Consider the following 23,881-nt stretch of genomic DNA (forward strand, 5'->3'; position numbering starts at 1 on the left):
TACATTGATATAGTTACGCATCATACACGCGTTTGGTTCACTTCAAAGGTTGATAAAATGTTGCCAAAACTGACTTTGGTGCTAGGTGGGGCGGCTTCTGGTAAATCCGTTTGGGCTGAAAACTATTTGTTAAGCAATTGCTTAACGCCTGCTTACCTTGCGACATCACGCGTATTTGACGACGAAATAAAACTGCGTGTGGAGGTCCACAAATCGCGCAGATGTGACCGTTGGACTAATTTTGAGGCAGATTTAGACTTGGCACCAACCTTGTCGCGCCTTGAACCTGACCAAGCTGTATTAATTGACTGCGCCACAATGTGGTTGAGCAATCAAATGTTGGACGAACGGGACATAAGTGCGGCCCAGAATGACCTGTTGAGCGCGCTGTCCCTGTCCAAGGCGCCTGTTGTTATCGTCTCAAACGAAGTCGGTCACGGAATTGTGCCGGATAACGCGCTCGCCCGGCATTTTCGCGAAGCGCAAGGTCGGTTAAACATTGCTTTGGCCGCACAGAGCGACGTGACGGTGATGGTCACCGCAGGCCTACCCATGATATTGAAAGGGACCCTATCATGACCACTTGGCACTGGGTCCGCCATGGTCCCACACATGAAAAAAACTTCGTCGGTTGGCGCGATGTACCCGCAGATTTATCCGATATAGATCAAATTGCGCGCCTCCGGGCGCATTTGCCGCAGACTGGTCTGGTAGTCACGTCCGACTTGATCCGCGCATCTGCAACTGGTGATGTCGTACAAGGGCCCGCGCATACGCGATTGCCGAACACACCTGAAATCCGAGAGTTTAATTTCGGTGTTTGGGATGGCATGCATTTCACCGAGGTCGCCGAACGTGACCCCGATCTAAGCCGCGCCTATTGGGAAAAACCGGGAGATGTATCGCCGCCGGAGGGAGAGAGTTGGAATGCAGCAGCAGCCCGCGTGAATAATTTTGTCGACAAAATCAACGAAACCCACCCTGGCAATCATGTCATTGCCGTTGCGCACATCGGTGTGATCCTGACGCAGGTTCAGCGTGGTTTGGGCGTAAGCGCTTATGAAGCGCTATCCCACAAAATAGACAACCTTTCCGCCACGCGCATCACATGGATGGATGATAAGGCGACCGTGGAACTGATCAATCATTGTCCGTGATATAGAACACCACAATTCATTGTTTGATGCCGAAGCGTCGCGCCAGTTAGCCTAACCACATGACTTATGACCTTTATATCGGCGATCGTACCTTCTCCAGCTGGTCTTTGCGCGGCTGGCTGATGTTGGAAAAATTCGGCCTGCCTTACAGGGCCAATATGGTTGGGCTCTACAATGGCACCATGGCAGAGGAACTCGCCCCGCTCGCCCCTGCGCGTCTCGTACCCGCGCTGAAAACACCCGATGGAGACATCATCGGCGAGTCGCTTGCCATGGCGGAAACGCTGGCCGAGCGTCATCCCGACGTCGGGCTCTGGCCAAAAGACGCGCGTTTGCGCATGCGTGCAAGATGGCTCTGCGCAGAAATGGCCTCTGGATTCATGGCGCTTCGTGCTGCCTGTCCCATGCAATTGCAACATGTAGATGCTGGTTTTGAACCCACACAAGAAGTGCGTGCCGATCTTGAGCGGCTCGAACAGATTTGGGACAGTGCCCGCGATCTAACGGGAGGCGACAGCGTTTGGTTGTTGGGCAACTATTCCTTGGCAGATGTCTTTTACGCCCCAGTGGCTGCACGAATAATCGGTTATGACTTACCTGTTTCGAAAACCACACGCGCCTATTGCCACGCTACAATACAAGACCCAACCTTCAAGGCGTGGCGATCTGAGGGTCTCAAAAAGACCTATGATCCGTTTCCTTATCCGGTTGCCGACGCGCGCGGTGCGTGGCCTGCATAATGCCGCGACATTAACCCTTCATAAAGACCCCTCAAGTACCGATTAACCACAATTGGTGAGAGGGCGAACATTGATTTCATTGGCACATTCCGTTGCGTTCCGTGGTGTCGAAGCTTGTCTCGTTGAGGTGCAATGTTCACTGTCTCCCGGATTGCCGGGCTTCAGCATCGTTGGTCTTCCCGACAAAGCTGTATCTGAAGCCAAGGAACGGGTGCGCGCGGCACTCGCGTGCATGGCAATTGCGTTTCCTTCCAAAAAAGTAACGATCAATCTCAGCCCCGCTGATTTACCCAAAGAAGGCAGCCACTTTGACCTGCCAATTGCCCTCTCGCTTCTGGCAGCATTGGAAATTATTCCCCGCGATATCACACAAACAGTGATCGCCCTGGGAGAACTGTCGCTGGATGGCAAAATTGTGCCCGTGACCGGTGCCTTACCGGCGGCGATGACGGCCGCCTCCGAAGGGTTAGATCTTTTTTGCCCTGAGCCTTGCGGCAAGGAGGCCGCGTGGGTGAGCGATGCCAATGTTATTGCTGCAAAAACACTGGGCGATGTCGTGCGTCACTTTAGTGGCCAAGTGCCGATTCCATCCGCGCACCCCGGCGAAATTCCAGCCTCACCACTCGCCAAAGATCTCAGCGAAGTCAAAGGACAGGAACGCGCCAAACGCGCGCTTGAAATCGCCGCTGCAGGCCGTCACCACCTGATTTTTGTCGGTACGCCCGGGTCCGGCAAGTCCATGCTGGCACAGCGTTTACCCGGTATCCTGCCCCCGATGACCGCAATCGAGGCTTTGGAAACTTCGATGATCCATTCGGTCGCTGGCGAATTGGACGAAGGCGGCATTACGCGAGATCGCCCGTTTCGCGATCCTCATCACACCTCCTCCATGGCGGCTATCATCGGTGGCGGACGCATGGCCAAACCAGGTGAAGTTTCATTGGCGCACAATGGCGTGCTGTTCATGGACGAATTCCCTGAATATCAACGCAATGTGCTTGAAACACTGCGCCAACCTTTGGAAACAGCCGAAGTGATGGTGTCACGCGCCAATGCGCATGTCCGTTACCCCTGCCGTTTTATGTTGGTAGCCGCAGCCAACCCCTGCAAATGCGGCTATCTTTCTGACCCAGAACGCGCCTGCGCCCGCGTGCCTCAATGCGGTGCGGATTACCTCGGTCGAATCTCTGGCCCGTTGATGGACCGTTTTGATCTACGCGTGGACGTACCACCTGTTGCCTACCGCGATCTTGATCTGCCAGCTAACGGTGAAAAGTCCATAACGGTGGCCGCACGGGTTGAAACGGCAAGGGCGGTACAACAGAACCGGTTTGCCGAGCGGGCAGAAATGCGCACAAATGCCGATGCCGAAGGCGAGGCTTTGGAAGAGATTGCATTGCCAGACGCCGAAGGTCGCGATTTGCTGTTACGCGCTGCGGAAAAGTTCAACCTCTCTGCACGCGGATATCACCGGGTCATGCGCGTGGCCCGCACGATCGCCGATCTTGACGGTTCCGAAGCAGTCCATCGCCCTCACATCGCAGAAGCCATCAGCTTCAGGCTTGTTACCCCTGTAGACGCCTAGGCGCGCCGCGCTTCAATGGCCTCCCAAATCTTCGCAGCAATGTTTACCCCGTCAAACCGCTCCAGTTCCTGAATGCCAGTAGGCGATGTAACGTTAATTTCGGTCAGATACTCACCGATAACGTCAATGCCCACAAAAATCTGGCCTTTCTCTTTCAACAAAGGCCCGATCGCGGCGCAAATTTCCAAGTCACGCTCAGACAGGCCAATTTTTTCCGGCCGCCCGCCAACGTGCATGTTGGATCGCGTCTCACCAGCAGCGGGCACTCGGTTGATCGCGCCCACAGGTTCACCATCCACCAAGATCACCCGCTTGTCGCCCTTTGACACATCCGGCAGAAACTTCTGCACAATCAGAGGTTCACGCGAGAAACTGACAAACAATTCGTGGAGCGAACTGAGATTGCGATCATTCACATCCAGGCGGAACACCCCGGCACCACCATTGCCGTAAAGCGGCTTCAGAATGATATCCCCATGCTTCTCTTTGAATGCTTTGATCGTGGTCAGATCACGCGCAATGCTTGTGGGTGGTGTAAGATCCGGAAAATCCAGCACCAGCAGTTTTTCAGGGTAATTTCGCACCCAAAACGGATCATTGACCACCAAAGTGCCCGGCGCAAGACGATCCAAAAGATGCGTGGAGGTGATGTAATGCATGTCAAACGGCGGGTCTTGGCGCAGCCAGACCACATCGAAATCCGCCAGATCAACTTCACGCGCGTGCCCAAGCTGTGCATGATCCCCCTGAACACGCTGCACACGCAGGTCATGGCCGCGCGCAGTAATGCGCCCTTCCTGATACGCCAGATGATCAGGCGAATAGAAGAACAGGTCATGACCACGCGCCTGCGCCTCTTCGGCGAGTCGGAACGAACTGTCTGCATTGATGTCAATGTTCCCAATCGGGTCCATCTGAAAGGCGATCTTCATGGCCACTCCTGCTTTGCTTGCCCTTAAATGGCGCAAGGATGACAAAGGTGCAATGACGTGGCGCGCCAGACCTAAGCTTCGCCGAATGCATTCTCGATAATGTGGACGACACCCTGCCCGTCCACCAGCGCAACATCAAAGCGCGCTTCGGTTAAAGCGCCTCGTGGTTGCAATCCAAGATATTCTTCGGCGGTGGCATAAATTCGTTGCATCTGACGGGGGCTGATGCGCCCGGCTGCACGCGCAATATTTGCAGCGTGTTTTACCTCCACAAAGACCAAGGCAACCCCATCGCTCAGAATCAAATCGATTTCACCACCCGAACCACGCCAACGGCTCTCGACAACGGAACATCCGCAGTTCTGATAATGGCGCGCCACGCCATCTTCCGCTGCATTTCCAGCATGAAAGGATCGTTGCCCTCGCAATGCGCGCTGGTCTTTTACGGCCATGATCTTACCCTTTGGCAAGCTCCAGCGCCAATTGATAGACTTGGCGGCGAGGCAAATTGTGGGCCTTGGATACCATATCGACCGCATCGCGCATCGTTGTGGCCTCCATCGCCCGAACAAGGTCAGTTTTTAGATGATCTTGACTAACAGACTCTGAACGATTGCGATCAATCAGCACCACGACCTCGCCCTTGACCGATTTCTGATCGTATTCTCGCGCCAAATCCGCCAGGCTTCCGCGTCTGACTTCTTCAAATTTTTTGGTGAGTTCCCGACAAACAGCTGCCTTGCGCTCCGCACCCAGAATGGCCTCGGCATCCGATAGCATTGCGCCCAATCGTTTGGGGGATTCATAGAATACTAAGGTCCCGGGCACTTCCCGTAGATCTTCCAGACCAGACCGGCGGGCCGCTTTGGCGTTTGGTAAAAACCCCGCGAAGTGAAATGCATCCGTGGGTAGCCCGGCCAGAACGAGCGCTGTCAGAATAGCAGAAGGGCCCGGTGCACAAGTCACAAGACATCCCGCCTCAGCTGCCGCGCGGCTGAGCTCAAACCCGGGATCGGCAATGAGAGGCATACCCGCCTCCGATGCATAAGCCACCGATTTGCCCGCCGCGACTGCCTCCAGCAGTCGATTGATCACTCCAGCGCCGGAGTGATCATGCAGCGCGACAAGCCGGCGCCCGGCCAGTGGTACACCATGAATGTCCATCAAACGGCGCAGACTGCGCGTGTCTTCAGCCGCCAGAATATCAGCTGAGGCCAGAATATCCAAAGCGCGCAGTGTAATGTCACGCGCTGTTCCAATTGGCACACCTACGAAGTAAAGACCCGCGCCCAAGGGCACCTTTTGGAAATTCAACGCTGGACCCGCCTTTCGTGACGTTTATGATCACACCAACCGCGCCACAGTGCGCATGGACCTTGATGACTGGAGTGTTCACCTATGTTTGCTGTTTTCCCATCTGCCCGCAAGGTATTGCATATGCTAGCGCTGCCGATAATTGCGCTGACACTTGCGGCCTGTGATGCGGTGCCCGGCGGCGGTTTTGGAGGCGGGCCCAGCATCGACACCAGCGAAGCTGTCCCAGTTGCGCTCCTTGTCCCCGGCGGATCAGGTCTGACCACTGACGAACTTTTGGCTCAGAGCCTTGAAAATGCTGCGCGCCTGGCGATGCGTGACTTGAACGGTGCCAGTATCGACCTGCGCGTGTACCAAACCGGGGGCGATGCGAATAGGGCAGCGGCCCGTGCGAAACAAGCCGTCGACGAGGGCGCAAAGATTATCCTTGGCCCGGTCTACGCGGCCTCGGCCAATGCCGTCGGCAATGCTGTGGCAAGCCAGAACATCAGCGTGCTGTCATTTTCCAACAACGCCGCGATCGCAGGGGGGAACGTTTTCGTATTGGGGCCAACCTTCCAGAACACGTCTGATCGGATGATCAGTTACGCGTTGTCACAAGGAAAACAGCGTTTTGTGCTTGTGCATGGGCAGGATTCTGCTGGCATCGCGGGGCGTGACGCCATTAACAGATCAATCCAAACGCAAGGGGCCTCGGTTGTCGGGTCCGTCAGTTATGCCTTGTCTCAGCAGGATGTAATCGCGGCCATTCCTGCGATTAAGACTGCGGTCCAAAGCAACGCAGCTGACGCCGTCTTTATGACAACAGACACCGCAAGCGCGCTGCCCCTGTTGTCGCAGCTCTTGCCCGAGGCCGGTGTGACGTCGGAGACATCACAATTCATGGGACTGACACGTTGGGATATTCCCGCCCAAACGCTCAGCTTACCAGGCGTACAGGGTGGATGGTTCGCTATTCCTGACCCTTCTGCTTCCGCGACTTTCAGTTCACAGTATCAGAACGCCTACGGGAGCGTACCGCATCCCATCGGTGGGCTTGCCTTTGACGGTATCGCAGCCATCGGTGCCCTGGTCAGCCAAGGCCAGTCAAACGCCCTGAGCGGTGCCGCCTTGACACAGGGCGCTGGATTTCGCGGGGCCAGCGGTATCTTCAGGCTGCTGCCGGATGGTTCAAATCAACGCGGTCTAGCTGTGGCGACGATCAACGAGGCACAGGTGTCAATCCTGAGCCCTGCCCCGCAGTCTTTCCGCGGCGTGGGCTTCTGAGGAACACACATGTCGTTTTCCGCAGCGCAGGTCGATGCACCTCTGGCAGAGGCGCTCGTATGCGCGCCCTCGCTGATTTTTGATTCCACCGGATTTGCCGAGGACCTGACCGACGCAACCGCCGGGCTGACTGCGCATAGTGACATCCGCGGCGCTGTTGTGAAACTTCTGCGCGCCCGTCAAAAGGAGGGGCGCGCGCAGATTGCTCAGGCTTTCGCCGAACGCCCGTTTGATGCCCGTCCCATGACACGGGCATATACCTACTTGACCGACAAACTGGTGATATCAGCCCTGCATGTCGCGCAAAACATTTTGCACCCGAAACCCAATCCAACAGCCAGCGAACATCTCGCTGTCATCGCAGTGGGCGGCTATGGGCGGGGTGAGATGGCACCGTTTTCAGATGTCGACCTACTCTTTCTGACGCCCTACAAGATTACCGCCTGGGCGGAGAGCGTGATTGAATCCATGCTCTACATCCTGTGGGACCTCAAGCTGAAGGTTGGCCACGCCAGCCGAACCGTCAAGGAGTGCCTGCGCCTCGGGTCAGAGGATTTTACAATCCGAACAAGCCTGCTCGAACAACGTTTCCTGGTCGGTGATGTCGCCCTGGCCCAAAAGCTTACACAACGCTTGCGCACAGATTTATTTGCAGGTTCGGGTCGACAGTTTGTCGAGGCGAAACTCGGCGAGCGTGAATCCCGCCACAGGAAATACGGACAACGCTATGTTGTCGAACCAAACGTCAAGGAGGGCAAAGGCGGTTTGCGCGATCTGCAATCGCTTTTTTGGATCGCGAAATACATTCACAACGTAAAGGATGCCGCGGATCTGGTGGGACTGGGTGTCTTCACAAGTGAGGAATTCCGCGGTTTTGTCGCAGCCGAAGATTTCTTGTGGGCGGTTCGGGGGCACCTTCATCTGATCAACAACCGCGCATCGGAACAGTTGACATTTGATATGCAGGTCATGGTTGCGGAGGCCATGGGTTATAAGGATACCAAAGGCCGACGTGCGGTTGAGGTTTTCATGCAGGCGTATTTTCTGCATGCAACCGAAGTGGGTGACCTGACGCGGATCTTTCTCACAAAGCTGGAAGCTGATCACGTAAAGGCCGAACCAATACTCGACCGAATTTTCAGACGTCGCCGCAAGGTTAAAGACGGCTACGTCGTTGTTAACAACAGGATTGGGATTGAGGACGACGCAGTTTTTCTGTCCGACAAACTGAACTTGCTCCGCCTTTTCGAGGAGGCCCTCAGAACCGGCATGCTGATCCATCCAGACGCGATGCGCCTTATCAAAGCCAACCTGAATCTGATCGACGAAGAAGTGCGGACCAACCCTGAGGCGAGACGCATTTTCTTTGATCTGCTACTGAAACACGGCAATCCGGAACGCGCTCTGAGGCGGATGAATGAGCTCGGCGTGCTATCTGCCTTCTTGCCGGAATTTGAACCCATCGTCGCAATGATGCAATTCAACATGTATCATAGCTACACGGTTGATGAACACATCATTCAGTGCATCAAGAACCTCAGCCAAATTGAGCGCGGTGAGCTTGAGGAGGATCTGCCGGTTGCCTCCTCCATTCTGAAGCGCGGCGTGGATCGCAAAGTCCTTTATACCGCCCTTTTGCTCCACGATATTGGCAAGGGCCGTCCCGAAGACCATTCAATCCTTGGGGCTCACATGGCGCGCAAAATCGCCCCGCGCCTGGGGCTGAGCCAAGCCGACACCGATACGGTCGAATGGCTGGTGCGCTACCATCTGCTGATGTCGGATATGGCGCAGAAACGTGATATCGCCGACCCCCGAACGGTGCGTGATTTCGCCAAGGCCGTGCAGACCGTGAAACGGCTGGACCTACTGTGTGTGCTGACGGTTTGCGACATTCGGGGCGTTGGACCCACCACGTGGAATAACTGGAAAGCCGTTCTGATCCGGGCACTTTATCGTCAGACCAAACGCGCGCTGGAAACCGGTCTTGAGGATCTCAATCGCGAAAACCGCGGCACAGAAGCGAAACGCGCGCTGCGCGAGGCGCTCAGCGGATGGCCCCGCAAGGATCTGCAAGCCGAAACGGGCCGTCATTACGCACCCTATTGGCAGGCACTGCATCTGACCGCCCATGTTACCTTCGCCAAAATGCTGCGGGATGTGACGGATGAAGACATCCTGATTGACCTGCACCCGGACGAAGAACGCGATGCCACGCGCGCCTGTTTTGTGATGGTGGATCATCCGGGTATTTTTGCCAGGTTATCAGGTGCTTTGGCGCTTGTGGGGGCGAATGTCGTCGATGCCCGAAGCTACACGACCAAAGATGGCATGGTCACGGATGCCTATTGGATACAGGACAGCGATGGAAACCCCTATGACGCCGCGCGTCTGCCACGACTGCGTCAGATGATCGAAAAAACGCTGCGCGGTGAAGTCGTGGCACGTGACGCACTGAAATCCCGTGACAAAGTGAAAAAACGCGAGCGGGCCTTCAAGGTCCCAACGCATATCACCTTCGACAATGAAGGGTCCGAAATCTATACTATCATCGAAGTCGACACGCGCGATCGTCCGGGCTTGCTCTATGATCTTGCGCGCGCACTGGCAGCAGCCAATGTGTACATCGCCAATGCGGTGATCGCGACATATGGTGAACAAGTGGTCGATACCTTCTATGTCAAAGACATGTTCGGGTTGAAATACTACTCTGAAACCAAACAACGCACGCTTGAAAAGAAATTGCGTCAGGCCATTACCGATGGTGTCGAAAGGGCCAAAGAGTGAGGCCCATCCGACTGATGTCCGGTTTTTTCACCGTTGGCGGCTGGACTCTGATGAGCCGCATTCTGGGCTTTGTACGTGACGCGATGATCCTGGCCTACCTTGGAACCGGACCGCTTTATCAAGCCTATGTCGTTGCCTTCCGCCTGCCCAATATGTTCCGACGGTTTTTCGCAGAGGGCGCATTCAACATGGCCTTTGTGCCAATGTTCTCAAAACGCCTTGAGGGGGGTGATGACCCGGATAACTTCGCCTCTGATGCCTTTGCAGGATTAGCCTCGATCCTGATCTTGTTGACGCTGGTGGCAATGGCCGCAATGCCATGGTTGATTTACGGATTGGCTTCCGGATTTGCGGGGCAGGAACAGTTCGATCTATCTGTCGAATTTGGCCGCATAGCGTTCCCCTACATCCTGTTTATCTCACTGGCCGCGCTTCTGTCGGGTATGCTGAACGCAGCGGGACGGTTTGCGGCAGCCGCTGCGGCCCCCGTTCTGCTCAACATTCTTTTGGTCGCTGCGATGGCCGGTGCTGCATGGATGGGCGGCGACGTCGCGCGCGCATTGATTTGGGGCATTCCGATTGCTGGTGTCGTGCAATTTGCGCTGCTTTGGGTCGCGGCACGACGCGCCGGGTTCACGTTGCAACTCAAACGCCCGCGCTTGACGCCCGACATGCGCCGCCTCATTCGCGTGGCGATCCCTGCGGCTTTGGCGGGCGGTGTTGTACAGGTCAATTTGCTCGTCGGCCAACAGGTGGCGAGCTACTTTGACAAGGCCGTGGGGTGGCTTTTTGCGGCGGACAGGTTGTACCAATTGCCGTTGGGTGTGGTTGGCATCGCCGTAGGCATCGTTTTGCTCCCGGACCTGTCTCGCCGTCTTCAGGCGCGTGACGATGAGGGCGCGAAATTTGCCTTGAGCCGCGCCGCAGAAATTTCGCTCGCTCTTACAATACCCGCCGCCGTCGCGTTGATTGTCATCCCTTTCCCGCTTGTCTCAGTGCTTTTTGAACGGGGCGCGGCAACGGTAGATGACACCGCCGCCATTGCGGTTGCCGTGGCGATCTACGGGCTTGGGTTGCCTGCTTTCGTTTTGCAAAAAGTCCTCCAACCGGTCTTCTTTGCTCGCGAGGACACGCGGCGTCCGTTCCATTACGCTTTGATTTCAATGGTTGTGAATGCAGGGCTCGCCATTGGTCTCGCACCGGTGATCGGGTGGATTGCACCCGCCATTGCGACGACATTGGCAGCCTGGGTCATGGTGGCGTCGCTCGGCATTGGCATCCGGCGTTTTGGGGACGTCGCGCGCTTTGATCGACGCTTTCACGGACGCATCTGGCGGATGGTTTTTGCTTCGGCAGTGATGGGCGTGGCACTTTGGTGGGGCACGGTCGCGCTCAGCCCGTTTTTGGGTCTGCCGTGGTGGCGCGCTTTGGCCTTGGGTGTGCTCATTTCCATCGGTGTCGTAAGCTATTTTGGGGCCGCCCATATGATCGGCGCGATCAAAGTATCAGAAATCCGTCAGGCTTTGGGGCGCGCGCGCTAGATTTTCAGTCGCGGCGCAGCGACGCAATCACCCGTGCGATGCCCCCGGGCACCAACGCCGCTGACGCGCCAAACCCAAAAACAAAACCCACGAGATCAGCGACCCAGCCGTTGCCGACGTCGAAAAACACTCCCCATATCAATTGCAGCCCCATAAGCACTGCGATGAGGCTGAAAGCGCGAAGCTGTTGTTCACCGCGCGCGCCGAGGCTTTGCCACATCACAAAGGAATACCCACCAATGAGCCCATAAACCGCCGGAAATCCGCCCACGAGCCAATTGGGATCATTCAGCAATAGCCCATAGATCAAGGCCCCGGAGATCGCGCCGCCAAAGAATAGAACCAACACTGCAAGTTGACCTAAAACCTCGCCAACCAGTTTACCCAAAGCCAGCAGGAAAACGGCAGCAAACAGCGTGGACGTAAAGCTGATGTGCACAAACGAATACGTCACAAAGCGCAGTAGATGTTCCGGCATCCAGCGTGAGTTGGCCACCATCCAGTCAAAAATATCGCCCGAAAACCCATAGGCTTGCACGGCCGCAAGACGCCAGCCGACGGCCTCCGCACCACCAATCACCCCTCTCGCGCCGAGGCTGAAAAGCACCTCGGGCAAGATCATCGCCAGAAAGAGGATAATCACCACGGGAGGCAGTGGATTTACGGGTGACGCTTCTTTGTGATCCTGCATAGGGTCATTCCTTGACGATGCTCGGGACCATGGGTAAGCCAGCGCAACCCGCTTTTCCAGCCTGAACGGAGCTCGCAATGACCAATACAGATTTTACGCCGCGCGTCTTTTCCGGCATTCAACCCTCGGGCGGGTTAACATTGGGTAACTACCTCGGCGCAATTAAGCGTTTTGTGCAGATGCAGGAAGAAGGTATCCAAACTGTCTACTGCATGGTCGATCTGCATGCGATCACCGTTTGGCAAGACCCTGCCGACCTGCGGCGCAATACACGTGAATTGGCAGCCGGGTTCATTGCGAGCGGTATCAGCCCGGAAAAGTCCATTCTGATCAACCAAAGCCAGGTGCCCGAACACGCGCAACTGGGTTGGGTATTTTCTTGTGTCGCCCGCATGGGCTGGATGCAGCGGATGACGCAATTCAAGGACAAGGCGGGCAAGAACGCCCAGAATGTCTCCTTGGGGCTTTTTGGATATCCGGCTCTTATGGCAGCAGACATCTTGGTCTATCACGCAACGCATGTACCCGTAGGAGAAGATCAAAAGCAGCATCTTGAACTCACGCGGGATATCGCAGCCAAATTCAATCATGACTACGGTGTGGATTTTTTCCCGATCACAGAGCCCGTAATTGAGGGCGCTGCGACGCGGGTTATGTCCCTGCGCGATGGGTCAAAAAAGATGTCTAAATCTGACCCCTCTGATGCGTCTCGCATCAATATGACGGACGATGCAGACACCATCGCGAAAAAAATTCGCAAGGCCAAGACCGATCCTGATGCGTTACCTTCCGAGGCCGCAGGCCTTACCAATCGGCCAGAGGCGCAGAATCTCGTCAATATTTATGCGGCGTTAAGCGAGCAATCGATTGATGAAGTCCTGAGCGACGTCGGTGGTCAGCAATTTGGCGCGTTCAAACCGCAGTTGGCAGAACTGGCGGTGGCGAAACTCTCGCCCATATCGGGGGAAATGGCGCGCCTGATGTCTGATCCCACCGAGATTGATAAGATACTTGCGCATGGCGCCACTCAGGCCCGTGAAATTACGGTGCCGATTCTGGAACGCACTTATGAGATCATGGGCATGATCCGCTAAAGCAATCCGCGCCGTGCGGGACCGCCCAGAGCCTGTGCATCCGCGCATATAGCAGATGCACAGTCTTGTGGTTATTTTCATGCCATCCCAGAAAACGGAAAGCCGCGAAAATGTCTCAAACTCCTCATGCCAGCGTTGGCCATGTGCACCTCAAGGTCGCAGACCTTGATCGCGCGATCGCATTTTACAGCGATGTTCTCGGGTTTGATCTGACGCAACGCTTCGGGGACTCTGCAGCCTTCTTGGGGGCTGGCGGCTATCACCATCACATTGGTTTGAATACGTGGCACAGCAAAGATGGCACGCCGCCGCCGGACGGTCACACCGGACTTTATCATGCCGCTTTTCTCTATGCAGATCGCGCATCGCTGGCGCGCGTACTAAAGCGTGTTGGCAACGCGGGCATTGAGCTGGACGGGGCAGCAGATCACGGCGTCAGCGAGGCGGTCTATTTGCGTGACCCAGATGGCAACGGCGTCGAACTATATTGGGACCGCGCACCCAAAGACTGGCCGCGCCAAGCCAACGGCGATTTGGCCATGGTCAATGATCGCCTGGATGTGACCGCTTTGCTGGCGGAAGCTGATTGAGCAATCACACCTACGCCCTGCATGGACAATCGGGCTGTACTACGGCAATTTCTGATCGAACAGATCAGGGTGAGAACAAACATGGCGACTGGATTTTTCTGGGACGAAAAGTGCTTTTGGCATGCTGGTGGCAATTATTCTTATACCCTTCCAATTGGTGGCCATGTTCAACCCCTCGCCGCTGGCGGTTTGCCTGAAAATCCGGAAACGAAACGCCGGTTGAAGAACCTCATGGATGTTACAGGTATTTCCAACGATCTGGACATGCGTTCAGCCCCAATGGCGCGCGACGAGGATCTGCTGCGGGTGCATCCTCAATCCTATCTTACGGAATTCAAACGTCTTTCAGACGCGGGCGGTGGAGAGTTGGGTCGTCGCACCCCCTTCGCAACAGGCGGCTATGAAATCGCGGCGCTCTCAGCCGGGCTTGCTGTAGCCGCCGTGGATGCCGTGATGACCGGAGAATTGGAAAACGCTTACGCGCTGTCGCGTCCGCCCGGTCACCATTGCCTACCCGATTTTCCAAATGGCTTCTGCCTTCTGGCCAATATCGCAATCGCCATCGAAGCGGCCCAATCCAAAGGGCTGGCGGGGCGCGTGGTCGTGCTGGACTGGGACGTGCATCATGGCAATGGCACCGAGGCTATATACTATGATCGCGATGACGTTCTGACCATTTCGCTGCATCAAGAGGGGAATTACCCACTTGATACAGGTGCCATTACGGACCGGGGAAAGGGCGCAGGCGTTGGGTATAACGTAAACCTGCCCCTGCACGCGGGGGCCGGACACACTGCCTATTTGCACGCGATGGACACAATTGTTTTGCCGCAGATCGAAAAGTTCAATCCCGACATCATCATTGTCGCTTGCGGCTTTGACGCCAGCGCGATTGATCCACTGGCGCGCATGCTGGCCACGGCGGAAACCTTCCGGCAAATGACCCTGCGGGTTAAGAAAGCTGCTGAAAACATATGTGACGGACGCCTCGTGCTTGTGCATGAAGGGGGTTATTCCGAAGTCTACGTACCGTTTTGTGGCCACGCGACGTTAGAAGCGCTTTCCGGCAGCGCTGTTACAGCCCCCGACCCTCTCGGCCCAGCCCTCGAAATTCGACAGCCAGGTCCCCGGTTTGATAAGTTTCTTAGAGACGAAATCGACCACCTTGCCCAACAACTTTGACGACTGGATCCATCCTTATGCCTACTGCGAACCCGCAAGCCCTCGACTTTCTGCTGACCCGAAGATCTCGGCCTGCCAAAACCCTTACAACGCCTGTTCCTTCAGAAGCAGAGTTGAAACCTTTGTTGCAAGCAGCCGCCCGCACGCCGGATCATGGCAAGCTCGAACCCTGGCGTTTCATCGTAATCGAAAAACCGGCAATGGCGCGACTGGCCGAAGTTGCAGAAACACGCGGGCGCGCACTTGGACTGGACGCGGAGCAGGTCACCAAAGGACGCGGTCAATTCGATCAGGGGCATTTGGCCGTTGCTGTCATCGAAGTTCAAAGACCTACCGAAAAGATCCCCGCACTTGAGCAAACCTATTCTGCGGGCGCCGTATGCCTAGCGCTTTTGAACGCAGCACTTACATCGGGCTGGGGCGCAAATTGGCTGAGCGGATGGCCAAGCCATGACCGGGATTTCATGCAAGACGCTCTGGGTCTGCAACTGAATGAAAGAATCGCAGGCTTTATCCACATTGGAACAGAGACTTCAACACCGCCGGATCGACCACGGCCAGATCTGGACAGCATCACGACCTGGGTGACAGAATGATCTTCAATGCTTTCTTTGCCGCTCTGGGGCAAATGACCGACCCGCGGTTTCGCCGCGTTCTACTTCTTGGCATTGCGCTGACGTTGGCGCTCCTGATCGCGGTTTCGACCGTTTTCATTTGGCTTGTGGGCAGCATGGTCGGGGATCAGACGTCGCTTCCGTTCATCGGCGAAGTCACGTGGTTGAACGATTTGGTGGGCTGGGGATCCGCGTTACTGTTGGCCGTTCTCTCGACCTTTCTTATGGTGCCCGTTGCTTCGGCGATCACCTCCATGTTTCTCGACACAGTCGCTCAGGCGGTGGAAGACGAACACTACCCGAACTTGCCAAAAGCAAATTCCGTTCCTTTCGGCGACGCGCTGCGCGACACGGTGAACTTTCTAGGAGTGCTACTTGGCGCCAATATTCTGGCGTTGGTGTTGTATCTGGTTTTTGCGCCAGCCGCACCTTTGATCTTTTGGGGCCTGAATGGCTTTCTGCTGGGTCGGGAATACTTCACGCTTGCTGCCATGCGTCGCGTGGGTCGCGCAGAGGCGAAAACCTTACGCTCCCGTCACATGTTGAAAATATGGATGGCAGGTTTCCTGATGGCGATCCCGCTGTCCGTGCCGCTGCTGAATCTGGTGATCCCTATTTTAGGTGCCGCGACTTTTACCCACTTGTTTCATTTGCTGACGCAGCAGGCGCCCCGCGGTTGAACCAATCCAGATCGCGCACTGTGATGACTTCAAAAATGATAATGGACGAAATCATGACCCATAAAACCACACTAATCGCCGTCGTGATCCACGCTTTTTTCCGCAGGTTGTGAACTTCTGGCGCGCCCGCATGTGTGCCCGGGACAATTTCGCCCAAATCCCCTTGTGTCTGCACGCGAATGGGCAACACGATGAGAAAAGTCATCGACCAGATCACCGCAAACAACACCATCGCTGACGTAATTCCCATGATTTTGCTCCCTCTTCAGACCTGTTCCAACTCAACCAGACAACCGTTGAAATCTTTGGGGTGCAAAAATAACACCGGCTTGCCATGAGCACCGATCTTGGGCTCGCCAGACCCCAAAACGCGCGCACCTGTCGCCACCAAATGATCCCGGGCGGCCAGAATATCGTCAACCTCATAACACACGTGGTGCATGCCACCGGAAGGGTTTTTGTCCAGAAAAGCCTGAATTGGGCTGTTCTCGCCCAAGGGGTAAAGCAGTTCGATCTTGGTATTGGGCAATTCGATGAATACTACAGTGACGCCATGATCCGGTTCATCTTGCGGAGCACCGACATTGGCACCCAGGGCGTGGCGGTACTGATCCGCCGCGGCCTTCAGATCCGGCACGGCCATTGCAACGTGATTCAATCTGCCAATCATGAGACGAACTCCCCTGTTGTATCTGTTGCGGCGCTTATGCTTGTGCTGCTCTCTGGATGCAAGGGACGCACTACCGCAGTTCTATGGCAGCAATTAACGCGCTGTTAGCCATATGTACGCCATGTTGAGTCGAAACCCGAGTCACCCCGGAGTCGATCATGGATAAGACGGATCCTTTTGCCGCCACAGTACCTGCGCCCACCGCAACACGTCCTCTTTTGGGCCTGACGGTTTTGGTGATTGAAGACAGCCGTTTTGCCTGTGAAGCGATGCGATTGTTATGCCTGCGCAGCGGAGCCCGCATTCGTCGGGCTGATTGTCTACGTTCTGCGCGACGGCATTTGCAAGTGTATCGCCCGTCCGTGGTGATTGTGGATCTTGGCTTGCCGGACGGGAGCGGTGTCGACCTGATTACAGAGCTCACGCAGACTGAACCACGTGTTGACGTCGTATTGGGCACATCCGGCGATTTGGATGGCCATGCAGTGACCATGGGAGCAGGCGCAGACGGGTTTTTGGAAAAACCGATAACATCGCTTGCCGCGTTTCAGCAGGAGGTCTTGTCTAATCTGCCTGCAGATCGCCAACCCAGTGGTTTGCGTCAGCTTTCTGACGAAGTGATCCAGCCTGATCGTATGGCGTTCCAGGATGACATGGCGCATATCGCCGACGTCCTGCAAGATCCTGCAGATGAGCAGGCCTTGGACTACGTAGCGCAGTTCGTGGGTGGTGTCGCGCGCTCTGCCCATGATCACATCTTGGAAAAAGCGGCTACTGACCTCGCTCAAAAACGGGCGTCCGGTGAACCCAGCAGCAACGAAGCTGCTGCAATTGCCGGGTTGATCCAAGAGCGGCTAACACAAAAACTCGCGATCTAAAGCGCCGGATCACTGGCGACGCGTACCGAACGTGTCAGATCGCCCAAGCGCTTGCGCTGGACGCCATTTGCATCAAAATTCTGAGGCGCGAGCCATGTTTCGAATGCTGTTTTCAGGGCGGGCCACTCGCTGTCAATCACGGCAAACCAGGCGGTGTCACGATTATGACCCTTGGCGATTGTGGCCTGCCGGAACACGCCTTCAAAGCTGAACCCATATCTTTGTGCAGCACGGCGCGATCCCAGATTGAGCGCATTGCATTTCCACTCATAACGCCGATAGCCTTGGGAAAAGCTCCATTGCATCATCAGAAACATCGCCTCTGTCGCGGCTCGCGTGCGCTGGAGTGACGGGCTGTAATTGATATGCCCCACTTCGATGGAACCGTTTCTTGGATCTATGCGCAGAAAACTTGCAACGCCTTCCCAATTTCCGGACTCAAGATTTCGGACAGCGTAGAAAACAGTGGATTTGTCCTGTACCGTCTCGTGGACCCAGTGACGGTAAAGCTCGAATGACGCAAACGGGCCATAGGGCAAGTAATCCCAAACAGTGTCTTGCTTTTCAAAGGATTGGTAAAGCGATACGGAATGCAAATCTGCATCCAGCTTTTCTAACTGGGCATATTGCCCGCGCATCGGCGCGCCTACCGGTTCACAAGGGGGCGTCCAGTCGGGAACCGGCATACCAAGATCTATCGATTTCATATGCACACGTTAGAATCTAATGCTCCTCACGCCAACCAATTCCATCATGAATTGACACTTAGTCTTGCGGGATGACGCGCAACCCAAGATCCATCAATTGGTCACTACTCGGGTCTGACGGAGCGGACATCATCAAGTCTTCTGCGCGTTGGTTCATTGGAAACAGGATCACTTCGCGAATATTACTTTCGTCAGCGAGCAACATGACGATCCGGTCAATTCCAGCGGCACATCCACCATGCGGGGGTGCGCCATATTGAAATGCGTTGACCATGCCACCGAAACGCTTGCGCACTTCGTCCTCGCCGTATCCTGCTATTTCGAAGGCCTTGAACATGATTTCCGGCTTGTGGTTCCGGATCGCACCGGACACCAACTCGTATCCATTGCACGCCAGATCATATTGGTACCCGAGTACATCCAGTGGATCACCTTCCAATGCGGCCATCCCCCCTTGTGGCATAGAAAACGGGTTGTGCTCAAAATCGATCTTGCCGGTTTCGGCGTCTTTTTCATAGATCGGGAAATCAACAATCCATGCAAAGGCAAACCTGTTTTCATCGGTCAAGCCCAGCTCTGCGCCAATCGCATTTCGCGCCTTTCCTGCGATCGTTTCAAATGTCTTTGGCTTTCCACCCAGAAAGAACGCTGCATCGCCAATGCCCAGACCGAGTTGGAGGCGAATGGCCTCGGTACGTTCGGGCCCGATATTTTTTGCCAAAGGACCGGCGGCTTCCATACCATTGCCCTGGTCGCGCCAGAAAATGTAACCCATCCCCGGTAAGCCTTCTTTTTGCGCAAACGCATTCATCCGGTCACAAAACTTGCGGCTGCCGCCTGTTGGCGCAGGAATGGCTCGAATTTCGGTGCCCTCTTGCTCCAGCAGCTTGGCGAAAATCGCGAAACCGGAGCCCGCAAAATGCTCCGACACAACTTGCATCTTTATAGGATTTCGCAAATCGGGTTTGTCCGAACCGTACCAAAGAGCAGCATCCTTGTACGAAATCTGTGGCCAGTCCTGATCAACGCTCTTGCCGCCGCCAAATTCCTCAAAAATTCCAGTCATCACCGGTTGGATGGTGTCAAATACGTCCTGTTGTTCAACAAAACTCATTTCCAGATCGAGCTGATAAAAATCGGTAGGGGAACGGTCCGCACGCGGATCCTCATCCCGGAAACAGGGGGCGATCTGGAAATACTTATCGAAGCCAGAAACCATCAAAAGCTGTTTGAATTGCTGAGGTGCCTGCGGCAATGCGTAGAACTTGCCCGGATGCAACCGGGACGGGACCAGAAAATCGCGCGCGCCTTCCGGACTTGAAGCGGTAATGATCGGCGTCTGGAATTCTCGGAAGTCTTTTTCCCACATTCGACGGCGAATCGAGGATACGACATCCGATCGCAACGCCATATTGGCCTGCATTTTTTCCCGGCGCAGGTCGAGGTAGCGGTAGCGCAGGCGCGTTTCTTCGGGGTATTCCTGATCGCCAAAAACTTGCAGGGGCAGTTCAGCAGCTGCACCCAAAATTTCAATATCCCGAACATAGACCTCAATAGCGCCGGTCGGAATTTTCGCGTTCACCAAGGAAGCATCGCGAGCTTTGACTTCGCCATCGATGCGAATGCACCATTCTGCGCGCACTTTCTCAACCTGCGTAAACACTTCACTATCAGGGTCGCAAAGCACTTGCGTCATGCCATAGTGATCACGCAAATCAATGAACAGAACGCCACCATGATCTCGAACCCTGTGTACCCATCCGGACAAACGTACTTTCTCGCCAACATCGTTCGCGTTCAGATCGGCGCAGGAGTGGCTGCGATAGGCATGCATGGGCGTATCCCTTCAGGGTCAGATTTCGCGCCAGATACACCTTTTGAGCAAGGGGAAGTCAAGGTATCCGCGAAGAGATTTCCACTCTGTCCGTTGACCGCTTCCTCGATCCTGGTGCAAGCAGGCTTCCAGTAAGGGCAGCTTGATTACGACTCGGTTGATTGCATGCCAGTTTTGCCACGTCGCGTAAGCAGATTTAGAAATCAAGAAGTCGAAAGGACCGCGATCTTCTGAAAACCACGGCAACCCCTAAGAATTCAAGATCTCTAGCGGTATTAGAACACCTAGGCGCACTATCAAACCGGCCATTGCTAACCGACTGATCCCGAGAATGGGTGTCAAGGCATGTAGTCGCCTTTTTGATACCGGTTCATGTCAAATCGCAATGTGCCTTTGAAGTAGGCCTGTGCCTGCGCTCGCTTGCGCGCAGAAATCAAATTGAGAGGCGACAGCAACTTGCTGACGGCCCTGAACCACGCCCGTGGCGCCGGCATGGAAATGCCGTGCTTTTGCTCCACGTACATTCTTGATTGCGCGATAAAAAACGCCTTGAGCGCGGCCCCTTCTGCCGCACTACCCGATGACTTTCCGCCCAGATGAGTCACCGTAGCGCCATGTTCAATTCGCAACGTCCAACCCGCTTGACGCATCCGAAAAACCAGGTCGTCATCTTCATGATAAAGAAAGATTTTTTCGTCAAACCCAGCCACGTCCTCAAAAGCGGATTGTCGGCAAAAGAGAGCAGCGCCCGTCAGGATATTCACCTGCACGCTGTCTTTGTTCCCGGGCGCCGCATACCGCCGGTCTGTATACTCAGCACGCGAAATGAGAGCGGATCTGCGATCAAGTCTCAGTTTGCTCTTGCTATTCAGGATCGCCGGGTTCATCGCGCCCGCTTGCGGATGTATTTCTGCCGCTCCGATCAAAGACTTGCAACAGTCCGGGGTCAGCGTAGAGTCCGGATTGCAAAAGAAAACGAACTCTTTCTTGTTGCCTGCCGCACCGCGATTGCAAGCCGTTCCAAACCCCATATTGCGCGGCAATGCGACCACTGTTGCTCCCAGTTGCTCCGCAATCTCGCGAGATGAATCACTACTGTTGTTATCAACGACGATTACTTCGATGCCCTTCGGAACCGACGACAAAAACGCCCCTATGACCTCAGCACTATTGTAGGTAACAGACACGATTCTGAGACGGTCATGCATAAATGCCTGCGTGGTTAAGGGTTGACCAAGACACTCAAACTAGCGGGAAAACCCAACAGGTGCCAGACCATAAGGAACCAAAAACCTAGAGCGCATGCAACCTGTGACGCTCTAACAACTCGACAAGCATCTCGCGCGCCTGTTGGCGATGCGCGCGGTGGGCTGCGCGCGCCATGTTGGCGTCGCCCTGCTCAATGGCCTGGTAAACACGGCGATGAGCTTCATTTGACCTCAACGGCACGGGACGCATGAACAGGGTCGTTGCGCGGGCGCGGCGCACCTGATCCTGCATCATCATGACAATCGTCTCTATGCGACTGTTTTGACCCAAGCGCACCAGTTCCGTGTGGAAGCGGTCATCTGCTTTCGACCAGTCTTCAAGACTATTGGACGCCACGGCGATCTCCATATCTTCGATGGCGCGCGCCAAGTCTTGCAACTCCTCCGAACCGTAGCCTTTTTGCGCGGCCCGCTCTGCTGCAAGGCTCTCCAGTTCGGTCAGGACATCGTAAATCTCGCGCATGTCGTCAGGCGAAACCGGTAAAATCCGTACGCCCTTGCGCGGGCGCAGCTCAAGCAATCCCTGTGCTTCCAGCATGAGAACAGCTTCGCGCACAGGCGTGCGGGACATCTCAAGCAGCTGCGCGAGTTCGGATTCCAAATGATTTGATCCGGCGGCCAGTTGTCCCGAGAACACCATCTCTCTTAACGCATTTAACGCGCGTTGTGCATGGGATGGGGATTTGGTTTCGATCAAGAACGCTCCAGTTTGATACTGAGGCTTGCAGTCGCCTCGCAGTACTCAATGAAGGCCCGAAACGGTGCAAAAATGCAAGCGGCCTCATCGCCGGCGTATGCTAGCGACGACAAAGCATCCTAAGCTGCGATCAGGGATTGGGCTTTTGCGGTGGCACGGTCTGCCTGACCTTGATCGCCGAGACCTTTGAAAGCCCGCGCTACAGCACGCCAGTTTTGCGCCGAAGTCGGTTTTGTCCCGGTACGTTCGTTTGCCAGTGCAAGTGCCAGATCGAACCGCTTCGCCCGCAAAGCCGCCTCAAGCAATGTCCATCCAATGATATCACGTTGCGCAAAACTGCCCCCAAGGCGGTGGGTCATGTACCGGACCGGCAACAGGCGATCCACGCACATGCCATAATCTTCGCGTTTGAAATCCTGCATCGCCATACAAAATGGCAACCCGATTTCACGCGTCATCGCAACATTGGCATCCGACGCGCTCTCGACGTAACGCTCGTTTGCGGAGAGCAAAGCTTTCTGGGCGTCCACCCGGTCATCGGACACAAAGGTCAGCATCGCGTGCACGTCGTTAAAGGCATATAACGTGTCTTGGGCGGCAGGCTCCCACTTGTTGGCCAGATGGGTCCAGCGATCACCCCCCTCTTGCCCGACCAGATTCATGCGCCACAAAAGGGCAGCTGCATCCAGTTCTTCATACTTGTGACCATCCTTATTACGGGAATCGAGATGGGTATCGAAAATATTGAACACTTCATCATATTGTTCGAGATCAAGATGATAGAGCCCCGTGTGCCACCAAAGATGGTTGGCAAAATTGGAAGTCCCCCACATACCCGCGTGTTCGCGCATGAAACGGATTCCACCTGCTTGCCGGCCTCGCATTTCCATCACGTGGCTAACCGTGTGGACTGCATAGGGATTATCCGGACGAATCGACAAGGCGTGACGCGCCAGCTCTTCTGCACGGGCAAAATCGCGATTCTCTTCGAGCCCGAATGAGTAGAAACCGAGCACGAATTCGTAGCCCGGGATGCTCTCGTCCCAAAGGTTGAACACACGCGCCACAACATCGCGCTGCCCCGGCACATCGCCCAGCAAAACCATCGTGTAGTGGATCAATTCTAGAGCGAGAAGATCCATCGGATACTGGGTTAGAACCGCTTCCCATTTTTGCACGGCGCCAAAGAAGTCGCCTTGCACCCATGCGCGGACCGCCTCGTAATGGCCACGTTCGCGATCATTCGCCCCGGCAAGCAACCTCTCTGCCTGCGCGAGACTTTCAACCATCAGATCGTAAATCCGGGTTTCCATCGCCTGAGTCAGCCAACCGGCCTTGAACAGCCATCCCATCAGAAAATCCGGATGTTCGGCCAGTATCTCGTCTATCTCGGCGATTGCATCCCCGCGAAAGGACAATGACATGACGACTGCCCGCTCAAGACCACCAATGGCGGCGCGGTCGCGGTACGAGACTGGGACGCCTCTTACATCAACACAAGGCAATGGCTTGTTGGCAGCTGTTTGAACGATCATCAGGCGCGGTCCTTAACAATTCGGTTTAACCGCAAAATAGTCGCTTGACCCGAAATTGCACTCAGGATCGACACACTCACGAAAAATCTATCGTTTTGTCAGCTGGCGAGAGCGCGATT

At 55.3% G+C, this 23,881-nt stretch carries 24 protein-coding genes; 13 read left to right on the forward strand and 11 right to left on the reverse strand.

Going from position 1 to position 23,881, the window contains the following annotated elements; all coding sequences use genetic code 11:
* Positions 1–57: 57 nt before the first annotated feature.
* From cobU to R8G34_09535, 4 genes are all read left to right on the forward strand, one after another.
* Positions 58–579 (forward strand): bifunctional adenosylcobinamide kinase/adenosylcobinamide-phosphate guanylyltransferase, encoded by a 522-nt coding sequence (gene cobU, locus R8G34_09520; GenBank protein ID MDW3223106.1) that lies wholly within the window; start codon positions 58–60, stop codon positions 577–579.
* Positions 576–1,157 carry a histidine phosphatase family protein gene (locus R8G34_09525; protein ID MDW3223107.1) on the forward strand — a complete coding sequence of 194 codons (582 nt, stop codon included), beginning with the start codon at positions 576–578 and terminating at the stop codon, positions 1,155–1,157. The genes cobU and R8G34_09525 overlap by 4 nt, the downstream gene beginning before the upstream one ends.
* A 59-nt stretch (positions 1,158–1,216) precedes the next feature.
* Positions 1,217–1,897, forward strand: coding sequence for a glutathione S-transferase (locus tag R8G34_09530; protein ID MDW3223108.1), 681 nt, complete (start codon positions 1,217–1,219; stop codon positions 1,895–1,897).
* A gap of 70 nt (positions 1,898–1,967) precedes the next feature.
* On the forward strand, positions 1,968–3,482 hold the full coding sequence (locus R8G34_09535) for a YifB family Mg chelatase-like AAA ATPase (GenBank protein MDW3223109.1): 1,515 nt from the start codon (positions 1,968–1,970) through the stop codon (positions 3,480–3,482).
* Here the strand turns inward: R8G34_09535 and gshB are convergent.
* The 3 genes from gshB to rsmI all read right to left on the reverse strand — a co-directional run bounded on the left by gshB (position 3,479) and on the right by rsmI (position 5,728).
* Positions 3,479–4,414: a glutathione synthase gene (gshB, locus tag R8G34_09540; protein MDW3223110.1), complete on the reverse strand. Its 936-nt coding sequence runs from the start codon at positions 4,412–4,414 to the stop codon at positions 3,479–3,481. The genes R8G34_09535 and gshB overlap by 4 nt on opposite strands.
* 71 nt (positions 4,415–4,485) lie before the next feature.
* Entirely contained in the window at positions 4,486–4,866 is a 381-nt protein-coding gene (locus R8G34_09545; GenBank protein ID MDW3223111.1) for a YraN family protein, read from the reverse strand.
* A gap of 4 nt (positions 4,867–4,870) precedes the next feature.
* The gene (gene rsmI, locus R8G34_09550; GenBank protein ID MDW3223112.1) at positions 4,871–5,728 is read right to left on the reverse strand and encodes a 16S rRNA (cytidine(1402)-2'-O)-methyltransferase; all 858 of its coding nucleotides are present in this window, start codon (positions 5,726–5,728) and stop codon (positions 4,871–4,873) included.
* Positions 5,729–5,812: 84 nt separating this feature from the next.
* Here rsmI and R8G34_09555 point away from each other — a divergent pair, with 84 nt between their 5' ends.
* From R8G34_09555 to murJ, 3 genes are read left to right on the forward strand one after another with little or no spacing between them, the layout of a single operon-like run.
* The gene (locus R8G34_09555) at positions 5,813–6,994 is read left to right on the forward strand and encodes a penicillin-binding protein activator (GenBank protein MDW3223113.1); all 1,182 of its coding nucleotides are present in this window, start codon (positions 5,813–5,815) and stop codon (positions 6,992–6,994) included.
* Positions 6,995–7,003: 9 nt separating this feature from the next.
* A complete protein-coding gene (locus tag R8G34_09560; protein MDW3223114.1) occupies positions 7,004–9,781 on the forward strand; it encodes a [protein-PII] uridylyltransferase in 2,778 nt (925 codons plus the stop codon).
* On the forward strand, positions 9,778–11,322 hold the full coding sequence (murJ, locus tag R8G34_09565; protein ID MDW3223115.1) for a murein biosynthesis integral membrane protein MurJ: 1,545 nt from the start codon (positions 9,778–9,780) through the stop codon (positions 11,320–11,322). Before R8G34_09560 ends, murJ begins: the two co-directional genes overlap by 4 nt.
* 4 nt (positions 11,323–11,326) lie before the next feature.
* Here the strand turns inward: murJ and R8G34_09570 are convergent, their stop codons facing one another.
* The gene (locus tag R8G34_09570; GenBank protein ID MDW3223116.1) at positions 11,327–12,013 is read right to left on the reverse strand and encodes a rhomboid family intramembrane serine protease; all 687 of its coding nucleotides are present in this window, start codon (positions 12,011–12,013) and stop codon (positions 11,327–11,329) included.
* A gap of 77 nt (positions 12,014–12,090) precedes the next feature.
* Between R8G34_09570 and trpS the strand changes: the two genes are divergently transcribed.
* The 5 genes from trpS to R8G34_09595 all read left to right on the forward strand — a co-directional run bounded on the left by trpS (position 12,091) and on the right by R8G34_09595 (position 16,173).
* Entirely contained in the window at positions 12,091–13,107 is a 1,017-nt protein-coding gene (trpS, locus tag R8G34_09575; GenBank protein MDW3223117.1) for a tryptophan--tRNA ligase, read from the forward strand.
* Between the two features lie 110 nt (positions 13,108–13,217).
* Positions 13,218–13,697 (forward strand): VOC family protein, encoded by a 480-nt coding sequence (locus R8G34_09580; GenBank protein ID MDW3223118.1) that lies wholly within the window; start codon positions 13,218–13,220, stop codon positions 13,695–13,697.
* Between the two features lie 81 nt (positions 13,698–13,778).
* Complete coding sequence (locus R8G34_09585) at positions 13,779–14,879, forward strand: class II histone deacetylase (GenBank protein ID MDW3223119.1); 1,101 nt, start codon at positions 13,779–13,781, stop codon at positions 14,877–14,879.
* Between the two features lie 17 nt (positions 14,880–14,896).
* Positions 14,897–15,475 (forward strand): nitroreductase, encoded by a 579-nt coding sequence (locus R8G34_09590; GenBank protein ID MDW3223120.1) that lies wholly within the window; start codon positions 14,897–14,899, stop codon positions 15,473–15,475.
* A complete protein-coding gene (locus tag R8G34_09595; GenBank protein ID MDW3223121.1) occupies positions 15,472–16,173 on the forward strand; it encodes an EI24 domain-containing protein in 702 nt (233 codons plus the stop codon). The genes R8G34_09590 and R8G34_09595 overlap by 4 nt, the downstream gene beginning before the upstream one ends.
* On the opposite strand, the gene R8G34_09600 is transcribed toward R8G34_09595, so the two are convergent.
* Positions 16,127–16,423, reverse strand: a complete 297-nt coding sequence (locus R8G34_09600; protein MDW3223122.1) for a DUF1467 family protein — start codon at positions 16,421–16,423, stop codon at positions 16,127–16,129. The genes R8G34_09595 and R8G34_09600 overlap by 47 nt on opposite strands.
* Positions 16,424–16,438: 15 nt before the next feature.
* Complete coding sequence (mce, locus tag R8G34_09605; protein ID MDW3223123.1) at positions 16,439–16,843, reverse strand: methylmalonyl-CoA epimerase; 405 nt, start codon at positions 16,841–16,843, stop codon at positions 16,439–16,441.
* A 158-nt stretch (positions 16,844–17,001) separates the two neighbouring features.
* Between mce and R8G34_09610 the strand changes: the two genes are divergently transcribed.
* Entirely contained in the window at positions 17,002–17,721 is a 720-nt protein-coding gene (locus R8G34_09610) for a response regulator (GenBank protein MDW3223124.1), read from the forward strand.
* Here R8G34_09610 and R8G34_09615 read toward each other — a convergent pair.
* The 5 genes from R8G34_09615 to R8G34_09635 form a co-directional block, all read right to left on the reverse strand.
* Complete coding sequence (locus R8G34_09615; protein MDW3223125.1) at positions 17,718–18,428, reverse strand: GNAT family protein; 711 nt, start codon at positions 18,426–18,428, stop codon at positions 17,718–17,720. The two genes, R8G34_09610 and R8G34_09615, sit on opposite strands and share 4 nt — an antisense overlap.
* Positions 18,429–18,486: 58 nt before the next feature.
* On the reverse strand, positions 18,487–20,262 hold the full coding sequence (aspS, locus tag R8G34_09620; protein ID MDW3223126.1) for an aspartate--tRNA ligase: 1,776 nt from the start codon (positions 20,260–20,262) through the stop codon (positions 18,487–18,489).
* 338 nt (positions 20,263–20,600) lie between these two features.
* A complete protein-coding gene (locus R8G34_09625; GenBank protein MDW3223127.1) occupies positions 20,601–21,449 on the reverse strand; it encodes a glycosyltransferase family 2 protein in 849 nt (282 codons plus the stop codon).
* Positions 21,450–21,555: 106 nt separating this feature from the next.
* The gene (locus R8G34_09630; GenBank protein MDW3223128.1) at positions 21,556–22,227 is read right to left on the reverse strand and encodes a GntR family transcriptional regulator; all 672 of its coding nucleotides are present in this window, start codon (positions 22,225–22,227) and stop codon (positions 21,556–21,558) included.
* 119 nt (positions 22,228–22,346) lie between these two features.
* On the reverse strand, positions 22,347–23,762 hold the full coding sequence (locus R8G34_09635; protein MDW3223129.1) for a tetratricopeptide repeat protein: 1,416 nt from the start codon (positions 23,760–23,762) through the stop codon (positions 22,347–22,349).
* Positions 23,763–23,881 lie beyond the last annotated feature (119 nt).

Source organism: Paracoccaceae bacterium, assembly GCA_033344815.1.
Lineage (GTDB): Bacteria > Pseudomonadota > Alphaproteobacteria > Rhodobacterales > Rhodobacteraceae > Roseobacter.